Source organism: Belnapia mucosa (genome assembly GCF_016775475.1).
GTDB lineage: Bacteria > Pseudomonadota > Alphaproteobacteria > Acetobacterales > Acetobacteraceae > Belnapia > Belnapia mucosa.
On record NZ_JAEUXJ010000006.1, the window covers coordinates 319,209 to 328,210 of the forward strand.

Annotated in this window: 10 protein-coding genes and 1 rRNA gene; 8 read left to right on the forward strand and 3 right to left on the reverse strand. The window is 69.7% G+C overall.

Annotated elements, in window-relative coordinates; translation table 11 throughout:
- The first annotated feature begins 1 nt into the window (after position 1).
- Together JMJ55_RS16740 and JMJ55_RS16745 are read left to right on the forward strand one after the other, a co-directional pair.
- Entirely contained in the window at positions 2–499 is a 498-nt protein-coding gene (locus tag JMJ55_RS16740) for an O-acetyl-ADP-ribose deacetylase (protein ID WP_328702675.1), read from the forward strand.
- Positions 496–1,992, forward strand: a complete 1,497-nt coding sequence (locus JMJ55_RS16745) for an amidase (RefSeq protein WP_202826719.1) — start codon at positions 496–498, stop codon at positions 1,990–1,992. Before JMJ55_RS16740 ends, JMJ55_RS16745 begins: the two co-directional genes overlap by 4 nt.
- Positions 1,993–1,996: 4 nt before the next feature.
- On the opposite strand, the gene JMJ55_RS16750 is transcribed toward JMJ55_RS16745, so the two are convergent.
- Entirely contained in the window at positions 1,997–2,266 is a 270-nt protein-coding gene (locus JMJ55_RS16750; protein ID WP_202826720.1) for a hypothetical protein, read from the reverse strand.
- A 62-nt stretch (positions 2,267–2,328) separates the two neighbouring features.
- Complete coding sequence (locus JMJ55_RS16755; RefSeq protein ID WP_202826721.1) at positions 2,329–2,583, reverse strand: Lrp/AsnC ligand binding domain-containing protein; 255 nt, start codon at positions 2,581–2,583, stop codon at positions 2,329–2,331.
- Between the two features lie 153 nt (positions 2,584–2,736).
- Between JMJ55_RS16755 and JMJ55_RS16760 the strand changes: the two genes are divergently transcribed.
- The 3 genes from JMJ55_RS16760 (at position 2,737) to JMJ55_RS16770 (ending at position 6,200) form a co-directional block, all read left to right on the forward strand.
- Positions 2,737–4,044 (forward strand): UDP-glucose dehydrogenase family protein, encoded by a 1,308-nt coding sequence (locus JMJ55_RS16760; protein WP_202826722.1) that lies wholly within the window; start codon positions 2,737–2,739, stop codon positions 4,042–4,044.
- Positions 4,045–4,140: 96 nt separating this feature from the next.
- Positions 4,141–5,190 (forward strand): ABC transporter ATP-binding protein, encoded by a 1,050-nt coding sequence (locus tag JMJ55_RS16765; protein ID WP_202826723.1) that lies wholly within the window; start codon positions 4,141–4,143, stop codon positions 5,188–5,190.
- On the forward strand, positions 5,187–6,200 hold the full coding sequence (locus JMJ55_RS16770) for an ABC transporter ATP-binding protein (RefSeq protein WP_202826724.1): 1,014 nt from the start codon (positions 5,187–5,189) through the stop codon (positions 6,198–6,200). The genes JMJ55_RS16765 and JMJ55_RS16770 overlap by 4 nt, the downstream gene beginning before the upstream one ends.
- Here JMJ55_RS16770 and JMJ55_RS16775 read toward each other — a convergent pair.
- Complete coding sequence (locus JMJ55_RS16775; RefSeq protein WP_202826725.1) at positions 6,197–6,412, reverse strand: DUF1127 domain-containing protein; 216 nt, start codon at positions 6,410–6,412, stop codon at positions 6,197–6,199. The genes JMJ55_RS16770 and JMJ55_RS16775 overlap by 4 nt on opposite strands.
- A 96-nt stretch (positions 6,413–6,508) precedes the next feature.
- Here JMJ55_RS16775 and JMJ55_RS16780 point away from each other — a divergent pair, with 96 nt between their 5' ends.
- The 3 genes from JMJ55_RS16780 to JMJ55_RS16790 form a co-directional block, all read left to right on the forward strand.
- On the forward strand, positions 6,509–7,396 hold the full coding sequence (locus JMJ55_RS16780; protein WP_202826726.1) for a LysR substrate-binding domain-containing protein: 888 nt from the start codon (positions 6,509–6,511) through the stop codon (positions 7,394–7,396).
- 62 nt (positions 7,397–7,458) lie between these two features.
- A complete protein-coding gene (locus JMJ55_RS16785; protein WP_202826727.1) occupies positions 7,459–8,421 on the forward strand; it encodes a Bug family tripartite tricarboxylate transporter substrate binding protein in 963 nt (320 codons plus the stop codon).
- A gap of 506 nt (positions 8,422–8,927) precedes the next feature.
- A 16S ribosomal RNA gene (locus JMJ55_RS16790) occupies positions 8,928–9,002 on the forward strand; the annotation flags it as partial.

Here is a 9,002-nt window from a genome sequence, read left to right on the forward strand (position 1 = left end):
CATGATGCGGGCGGTCCAGGCCGATATCACCACCCTCGATGTCGATGCGGTGGTGACGGCGGCGAATGAGGGGTTGCGCGGCGGCGGCGGAGTCGATGGCGCCGTCCATCGCGCGGCCGGGCCTGAGCTGCTCGCCGCCTGCCGCAAGCTCGGCGGCTGCCCGACCGGCGAGGCGCGCATCACCCCCGGCTTCCGGCTGAAGGCCCGCCACGTCATCCATGCCGTCGGCCCGGTCTGGCGCGGCGGCACCGCCGGCGAGCCCGGCCTGCTCGCCTCCGCCTACCGCTCCAGCTTCGCCCGCCTGCGCGAGGTGGGCGAGCATTCCATCGCCTTTCCCGCCATCTCGACCGGCATCTATGGCTACCCGCCGGAGCAGGCGGTCCGCATCGCCGTGGTCACGGTGCGGGAGGAGCTGGTGGCCTATGGGCCGCTGGAGGTGATCTTCGCCTGCTTCGATTCCCGCACCCTCGCGCTCTACGAGAAGGAACTCGCTGGATGACCGAACCCTGCGACCTCAGCGCCCTTGAGGCGCGCCGCCTGATCGGCCGCAAGGCGCTCTCCCCGGTCGAGCTGCTGAAGAGCTGCCTGGCCCGGATCGATGCGGTGAACCCGGCGGTGAACGCGATCGTCGCCCGCGATGACGAGGCCGCCCGCAGCGCTGCCCACGCCGCCGAGGCGGCGGTGATGCGGGGCGAGCATCTCGGCGCGCTGCACGGCCTGCCCGTCGGCATCAAGGATCTGGAGGAGACGAAGGGTCTGCTGACGACCTATGGCAGCCCGATCTTCGCCGAATTCGTGCCCGAGGCCGATTGCGGGATGGTGGCGCGCATCCGCGCCGCCGGCGGCATTGTCATCGGCAAGACCAACACGCCGGAATTCGGCCTCGGCGCCAATACCCGCAACCGGGTCCGTGGCGCGACGGGCAATGCCTTCGACAATACCCGCTCGGCGGCAGGCTCCTCCGGTGGCTCGGCCGTGGCGCTGGCGACCTGCATGGCGCCGCTCTGCTCCGGCTCCGATACCGGCGGCTCGTTGCGCAACCCGGCGGCCTTCAACGGCATCGTCGGCTACCGGCCGAGTCCCGGCCTCGTCTGCTCCGAGAAGCGGGCGCATGGCTGGTCGCCGCTGCCGGTGCTCGGGCCGATGGCGCGAACCGTGGGCGATGCCTGCCTGCTGCTCTCGGCCATGGCTTCCGACGATGCGCGGGACCCGCTGGCCTATACGCTGCACGCCCGTCCGGTGCGGGGCGAGGGGGCGCTGTTCAGCCCGCCGCGCAGCCTCGACCTTTCGACGCTGAAGCTCGCCTTTTCCGAGGATCTCGGCCAGGCGCCGACCGAGGGCGTGGTGCGGGAAGCCTTCCGGGCGCGGGTCGCCGCCATGGCCCCGCTCTTCGCCCGGGCCGAAGCCGCCCATCCCGACTGCTCCGGCGGGGACGAGGCCTTCGAGGTACTGCGCGCCCAGGGGGTACTGACCGCGCATGCGGAGAAGGTCCGCACCCGGCCGCAGGATTGCGGGCCGAACGTCATCGCCAATGTCGAGGAAGGCCTGCGCTACAGCCTGCAGGATGCGGCGCGGGCGGCGCAGCTCCAGACCCGCATCTACCGCGACTTCCAGCGCTTCTTCGCCGAGCATGACGTGCTGATCACCCCGGCGATCACCATCAGCCCGCGCAACTGGCGGGAGCTCTTCCCGAAGGAGATCGACGGCCAGCCGACCCGGACCTATTTCCACTGGCTGGCGCTGGCCTATTACGTGACGCTCACCGGCCATCCGGCGATCAGCCTGCCGCTCGGCGTCGATGCCAAGGGCATGCCCTTTGGCCTGCAGATCGTCGGACCGCGCGGCGGGGACGCCTTCGTGCTCGGCGTCGCGGCGGCGATCGAGGCGGCTTTCGCCGGGGATGCGCAGTTTGGCCGGCCGGTGCCGGACCTGGCGGCGCTCAAGGCCGCGCCGCCGATCGCCTCGATGCCGGAATTCCTCAGCTTCGGCTGAGGTTCTACCAGCCGCGATAGGGGCGGCCATAACCGCCCCCGTAGCCGCCGCCATAGCCGGGATGGCGGTAGCCACCGTGTCCGCCATAGCCGCGGTTCCTATAATAGGGCCGCGGCTTGTCGCTGGCGGCGCCCGCCGCCAGCGCCGCCGCGGCGCCGACCCCGGCGCCCAGCAGCAGCGTGTTGCCCCAATTGGTCGAGCCGTCCGGGTTCTGGCAGCCGGCCAGCATCAGGCTGGACGAGAGCAGGGCGGCGGCGGCGATGCGGCGGATCATGGCTTTCTCCTTGCCCGAAGCTTGGCACTGCATCGCGGCGACAGCGTGGCAAGCAGGGGTGCTCAGTCCCCGGTGGCGGAGAAGGCATTGAAGGTCTGCAGGGTATAGGTGTCCTTCACCCCCGGCACGGTCTGCAGCGTCTCCACCACGAACAGGCCGATATCGCGGTCCGGCTCCAGGTAGAATTTCCCCATCAGGTCATATTGGCCGGAGATGGAATGCATCTCCGAGAGTTCCGGGATGGTGTCGGCCATGGCCCGTGCCACGCGGTAGGCATGGCCCATCTCGCATTTAATTTGTACGAAGATCGCGCGCATCGCGCCCTCCTCCTGTCTGTCTCCCCGTTTGTAGCGCGGGCTTGGCCGCTTCCCTATGGGTTTGCCGGGTCACCCCTGTCATTGCTCACGCATTGGTTGCATCGGGCCCGGCTGCAGGATAGGGATGCGCACCGCCCAACGGGATGCCCCATCATGCGAATTGCGGTTCTCGGAGCCGGTTATGTCGGCCTGGTGTCTGGTGCCTGCTTTGCCGAGTTCGGGGTGAATGTCTGCATCGTGGACACGGACCCGGCGAAGGTGGAGGCGCTGCGGCGCGGGGTGATCCCGATCTACGAGCCTGGGCTCGACAAGCTGGTGGCGGAGAACCATGCCGATGGCCGGCTTGGCTTCACGACCGATCTGGAGGAGGCGATGGAGGGCGCGGATTGCGTCTTCCTGGCGGTTGGCACGCCCTCGCGGCGCGGCGATGGCCATGCCGATCTGCGCTATGTCTATGCCGCGGCCGAGGGCGTGGCCCGGGCGGCGAAGAAGGACGGGCTGGTGCTGGTGACCAAGTCCACGGTGCCGGTCGGGACGGGGCAGAAGATCAGGGAGATCGTCCAGCGGGTGCGGCCGGACCTGACGATCCATGTTGCCTCCAACCCCGAGTTCCTGCGCGAGGGCAACGCGATCGGCGACTTCATGCGCCCGGACCGGGTGGTGCTGGGGGCGGACAGCGATGCGGCCTTCGCCACGCTGCGCCGGCTGTATCGGCCGCTCTACCTGATCGAGACGCCGATCGTGGCGACGAGCATCGAGACGGCCGAGCTGATCAAGTATGCGGCGAACGCCTTCCTTGCCACCAAGATCACCTTCATCAACGAGATCGCCGACCTCTGCGAGCGGGTCGGCGCCGATGTCCATGACGTGGCCCGCGGCATGGGCCTCGATGGCCGGATCGGGCGGAAGTTCCTCCATCCCGGCCCGGGCTATGGCGGCAGCTGCTTCCCGAAGGACACGCTGGCCCTGGCGCTGACGGCCCGCGATGCCGGCGCCCCGATCCGCCTGGTCGAGGCGACGATCGCGGTGAACGACGCCCGCAAGGAGGCGATGGCCGACCGGATCCTGGCCGCGCTCGGGCCCTCGCCGGCGGGCAAGTCGGTCGGCATCCTGGGCGTGACCTTCAAGCCCGAGACCGACGACATGCGGGACGCGCCGAGCCTGGTGATCCTGCCGAAGCTGGTCGCCGCCGGGGTCGAGGTCACGGTGCACGACCCGCAGCCGGGCCAGGCGCGGCAGGTGCTGCCGGCGGCCACCCGCTTCGCCGCCAGCCCGATCGAGGCCGCGACCGGCGCCGATGTGGTGGTGCTGCTGACCGAGTGGAACGAATACCGCTCGCTCAGCCCCGATCGCCTGCGCAGCGCCATGCGCGGCGAGACCCTGCTCGACCTCCGCAACGCCTGGGATCCCGTCGCCATGCGCGAGGCCGGCTTCCACTACAGCAGCGTCGGACGGGCGTAGATGCCGCATCGTAGGGCGGCGCTGCCCAGGAAGCGGGCAGGCTGATCACGAAGGCCCTGCGCCGCTAGTGGCACGGGCCTTGCTGCCTATCCGGGCATGACCCTCTCCCCCGTCCCGGATCGCGGTGGCCCGGCCCAGCCCCTGCTGCTGCTCTCCGGCCTGAAGAAGCATTTTCCCATCCGCGGCGGGCTGTTCGGCGCCACCGTGGCCACGGTCCGCGCCGTGGATGGCGTGACCTTCGCCGTCCGCAAGGGCGAAACCCTCGGCATCGTCGGCGAGAGCGGCTGCGGCAAGTCGACCACCGCCCGGCTGCTGATGCGGCTGATGGAGCCCGATGCCGGCCGGATGATCTTCGATGGCGAGGGCGTCGGCCAGGATGCCCAGACCGGCGGCATCACGCTGAAGGAATACCGTCGCCAGGTGCAGATGGTCTTCCAGGACAGCTATGCCTCGCTCAACCCCCGCCTGCCGATCGAGGAGAGCATCGCCTTCGCCCCCAAGGTGCATGGCATCGCCCCGGCCGAAGCCCGCGCCCGGGCGCATGAGCTGCTGGCCGCAGTCGGCCTCGCCCCTGCCACCTTCGCCCGGCGCTATCCGCATGAGCTTTCGGGCGGCCAGCGCCAGCGCGTCAACATCGCTCGCGCGCTCGCTCTGCAGCCGCGGCTGATCCTGCTGGACGAGCCCGTCTCCGCCCTCGACAAGAGCGTCGAGGCGCAGGTGCTGAACCTGCTGGTGGACCTGAAGGAGAAGTTCGGCCTCACCTATGTCTTCATCAGCCACGATCTGAACGTGGTGCAGTACATCTCCGACCGCGTGCTGGTGATGTATCTCGGCCAAGTGGTGGAGCAGGGGCCGGTGGAGGCGATCTACGACCGCCCGGCGCATCCCTATACGCGGGCGCTTCTGGCCAGCCGCCCTTCGATGGATCCCGGCGCCCGCCGGACCGAGCCGCCGCTGACCGGCGACCCGCCCAATCCGATCAATCCGCCCTCCGGCTGCCGCTTCCGCACCCGCTGCCCCTTCGCGGAGGCGGTCTGCGCCGAGCGGGAGCCCGTAGCCTCCGATCTCGGCGGCGGCCATGAGGCGGCCTGCCATATGGCGGAGCCGGGTAGCGGCCATTCGCAGGCGGGGAGGCTGGCGGCATGAGCGAAGTCCTGGAGAAGCCGACAACCCAGACCGCGGTGGCGAAGCCGCTGGTGATGCTGCGCGACCTCTCGGTCCGCTTCGTCTCCCGCGACGCCACCATGCATGCGGTGAACGGCGTCGATCTCGACCTCGCCGCCGGCGAAGTGCTCTGCATCCTGGGCGAATCGGGTTCCGGCAAATCGGTGACGCTGCGCGCGCTGATGAAGCTGCTGCCGAGGACAGCCCGCGTCACCGGCCGGATCGAGGTCGCCGGCCGCGACGTGCAGGCGATGAATGAGCGCGAGCTGCAGGATTTTCGCGGCAGCGACGTCGCCATGATCTTCCAGGAGCCGATGACCGCGCTCGACCCGGTCTTCACCATCGGCCAGCAGATCGCCGAGACGGTGGTGCGGCATGAGGGCGTCACCCGCGCCGCCGGCATGGCCCGGGCGCTGGAGCTGCTGGAGCTGGTGCAGATTCCCTCCGCCAAGCGACGGCTCGCGGCCTATCCGCATGAGCTGTCGGGCGGTCTCCGGCAGCGGGCGATGATCGCGGTCGCGCTGGCCTGCCGGCCAAAGCTGCTGCTGGCCGACGAGCCGACCACCGCGCTCGACGCCACGGTGCAGATCCAGGTGCTGCTGCTGCTGCGGAAGCTCCAGGAGCAACTCGGCATGGGGGTGATCTTCGTCACCCATGACCTTGGCGTGGCCGGCGAGATCGCCGACCGCGTGGCGGTGATGTATGCCGGCCGCGTGGTCGAGGAAGGGCCGGTCGCCGCCATGATGCGGGCGCCGCTCCACCCCTATCCGCGCGGGCTGCTCGGCGCCACGGTGCATGGCGGCATGCGCGGCCAGCGCCTGACCACCATCCCCGGTGCGCCCCCGAGCCTCGAGACGCTGCCGACCGCCTGTTCCTTCGCGCCGCGTTGCGCGGAGGCGGAGCCGGCCTGCCTTGCCGGCGTGCCGGCACCGCGGTCCCCGGTGCCGGGGCGCAGCGCCCGCTGCATCCGAGTCGCCGAGAGCGGCGTTTAGACCCGCGGCGGGCCGATATCCCAGGGCAGGCGATCGGCCTCGCGCAGCGCATCGACGCGGCTGATGCCGATGTCGCTCAGCATGCGCTCATCCATCTCCGCCAATTGCCGGCGGGTGATGGCAGCGCGCAGCATGGCGCGGAGGCCGGGCAGCACCGGGCGGCTGGGCCAGGGCAGGGGGATTGACCGGGTCGGGATGTTCAGGATGGCCATGACGGGTTCTCCTCACATCCCCAAGCTGGCTCCGGGCCGGGGATAAGGAAAACGAATTGCATTGACCACTCCCATCAGCATTGCTGATGATGGGCCATGCTCTCGATCCCCCCCGGGCTCGATCCCGACCTGCTCCGCAGCTTCGTCCTGATCGTCGAGGGCGGCAGCTTCACCCGCGCCGCCCAGGCGGTCGGCCGCACCCAATCCGCCGTCTCCATGCAGATCCGACGGCTCGAGGAGATGCTCGGCCAGCCTCTGTTGCTGCGCGGGGCGAGGGGGGTGGAGCCGACCCGGCACGGGCTCTGGCTGCTGGAACGGGCCCGCCGGCTGCTCGCCCTGCATGACGAGATCCACAGCACCTTCCGCCAGCCCGCGGTCGCCGGCGCGGTGCGGCTCGGGACACCGGACGACTATGCCATGCGCTGGCTGCCCGGCATCCTGGCCCGATTCGCCGGTAGCCATCCGGCGGTCGAGGTCGAAGTGACCTGCGCCCCATCGCATGAGCTGGTGGCGCGGCTGGCCGAGGGCGAGCTCGACCTCACCCTGCTGTCGGAAGGGAATGAACCGCCCGGTTCCCGCATCCGGTGGCTCTGGCGCGGCCCGCTCTACTGGGTCGGGACCGATGAGTTGGCGCGCCGGCGGCCCTTGCCGCTTTCGCTTGCCAGTGGTGGCTGTTCCTGGCGCGATGCCGCCATCACCGCGCTCGACAAGGCGGATCTGCCCTGGCGCGTCGCCTATACGGCGGCCTCGCTCTCCGGCTCGCTCGCCGTGGCGCTGGCGGGGCTTGCGATCACCGTCGCCATGCCAGGGCCGCTGCCGGATGGGCTGCGGGCGCTCGGCCCCGCCGAGGGGCTGCCGCTGCTGCCGGAATTCGGCATCGGCCTGCTGCGCGGCCCGCGCACCCCGGTCGCCGAGGCGCTGGCGCAACACATCGAGGAGGGATTCGAACTGGAGACGGGGTACGAGACACGTCTCCGGGCTTGAGCCGATGATGGAACGGGTGCATCCACCGCGGCAGGCTTCGATCGCCGAGGGGAGACGCCTGAATGAACCGTCGTTCGCTGCTGGCCATGGCGGCCACCGGCCTTGCCACGCCCAGCTTGGCTCAGGAGGCCTGGCCTGACCGCCCGATCCGGCTGGTAGTGCCCTGGCCGCCCGGCGGCTCGACCGATACCATCGCCCGGCTGTTCCAGCCGAAGCTGGCCGAGATCCTTGGCAAGCCGGTCATCATCGACAACCGGGGCGGTGCCGCCGGCTCGATCGGGGCGATCGAGGCGGCCCGGGCAGCGCCCGATGGCTATACCTGGATGCTCGCCTACGACAACGAGGCGACCAACCAGACGCTGATGCGGCTGCCCTACAAGACGCTGGAGGCCTTCACCCCGGTCAGCCTGGTGGCGACCGGGCCGCTGGCCCTGGTGGCGCATTCCAGCACGCCCTACCGTAATTTCGGGGACGTGGTCGCGGCGGCCAAGGCGACGCCGGACAGGATCAGCTTCGCCAGCTCCGGCGTCGGCGGGCTGGCGCATGTCTCGACCACGCTGCTGCAGCAACAGGGTGGCTTCAGCCTGGTGCATGTGCCCTACCGGGGCGGCGGACCGGCCGTGCAGGATGCGGTGGCGGGGCAGGTGCCGCTCTTCATGTCGAATGTGGTCATCATCAGCCAGCATATCCGGGCCGGGTTGCTGCGGCCGCTTGGGGTGACGACCCTGCGGGAGAGCCGGCATGTCCCCGGCACCGCCCCCTTCGCCGAGCAGGGTTTCCCCGGCTTCGACGCGCCGACCTGGTGGGCCTTCCTCGGCCGGACGGGAACGCCGGAGCCGATCCTGCGGCGGATGCAGGAGGCGCTGGCCAAGGCCCTGGCCGAGCCCGATGTGCGGGCGAAGATCGAGGAACAGGGCTGCGACGTCCGGGCCAGTGGGCCGGAGGAGTGCGGCCGGTTCCTGGCGGCCGAGATCGAGCGCTGGGGCAAGGTGATCCGGGACAACAATATCCGGGCCGATAGCTGAATTCGGTCGGGCTGCGGAATTGGGCATTCGGGTGTTGACCCGGGCCTCGGCCGGGCGTAGAAGCTGGGCACCGCAGCACGGCGGGGCTTGACGAGAACCGGCGGAAACGCCATTATCGTTGCCCCGCTGACGAAGCGGTTCCCATCGCCAAGTGGCGGTTTCCGGGGCCTGAAAGGGCAGGGGAAGCTGTTGCGAGGCGGTTTCCCATCGGGTCCGCCTGATGGTTGTTCTTTTGACATTTATATCTGGTGTTATTGGAAGCGCGTTTAAGTGACGCTTGCTGTCTATCTATGGATGGTTGGTTGGTGGGTTTGGTCTTGCTTGCTGTGTGATGAGCATGGGGGTGGGACGCGCGGGCGGCGCTGCTGCTGGGCCTTGGCTTGGTGGTGGGGTTGTTCTGTGGATTGGCCTGCTGATTGATGGTCTGGATGGTTGGTGGGTGTTGGGTTTGATGGGTTTTGGTTTGGGTTCTGGGATTTCGTAGGCTGGCTTTCGGGCTGGCGTATGAACCTGAGAGTTTGATCCTGGCTCAGAGCGAACGCTGGCGGAATGCTTAACACATGCAAGTCGCACGGGGGCTT

What these genes read in the sequence shown, in the direction of transcription:
- JMJ55_RS16740 (WP_328702675.1), top strand. Translation starts at nt 2, where the DNA reads ATGATGCGGGCGGTCCAGGCCGATATCACCACCCTCGATGTCGATGCG.
- JMJ55_RS16745 (WP_202826719.1), top strand. Translation starts at nt 496, where the DNA reads ATGACCGAACCCTGCGACCTCAGCGCCCTTGAGGCGCGCCGCCTGATC.
- JMJ55_RS16750 (WP_202826720.1), bottom strand. Translation starts at nt 2,266, where the DNA reads ATGATCCGCCGCATCGCCGCCGCCGCCCTGCTCTCGTCCAGCCTGATG.
- JMJ55_RS16755 (WP_202826721.1), bottom strand. Translation starts at nt 2,583, where the DNA reads ATGCGCGCGATCTTCGTACAAATTAAATGCGAGATGGGCCATGCCTAC.
- JMJ55_RS16760 (WP_202826722.1), top strand. Translation starts at nt 2,737, where the DNA reads ATGCGAATTGCGGTTCTCGGAGCCGGTTATGTCGGCCTGGTGTCTGGT.
- JMJ55_RS16765 (WP_202826723.1), top strand. Translation starts at nt 4,141, where the DNA reads ATGACCCTCTCCCCCGTCCCGGATCGCGGTGGCCCGGCCCAGCCCCTG.
- JMJ55_RS16770 (WP_202826724.1), top strand. Translation starts at nt 5,187, where the DNA reads ATGAGCGAAGTCCTGGAGAAGCCGACAACCCAGACCGCGGTGGCGAAG.
- JMJ55_RS16775 (WP_202826725.1), bottom strand. Translation starts at nt 6,412, where the DNA reads ATGGCCATCCTGAACATCCCGACCCGGTCAATCCCCCTGCCCTGGCCC.
- JMJ55_RS16780 (WP_202826726.1), top strand. Translation starts at nt 6,509, where the DNA reads ATGCTCTCGATCCCCCCCGGGCTCGATCCCGACCTGCTCCGCAGCTTC.
- JMJ55_RS16785 (WP_202826727.1), top strand. Translation starts at nt 7,459, where the DNA reads ATGAACCGTCGTTCGCTGCTGGCCATGGCGGCCACCGGCCTTGCCACG.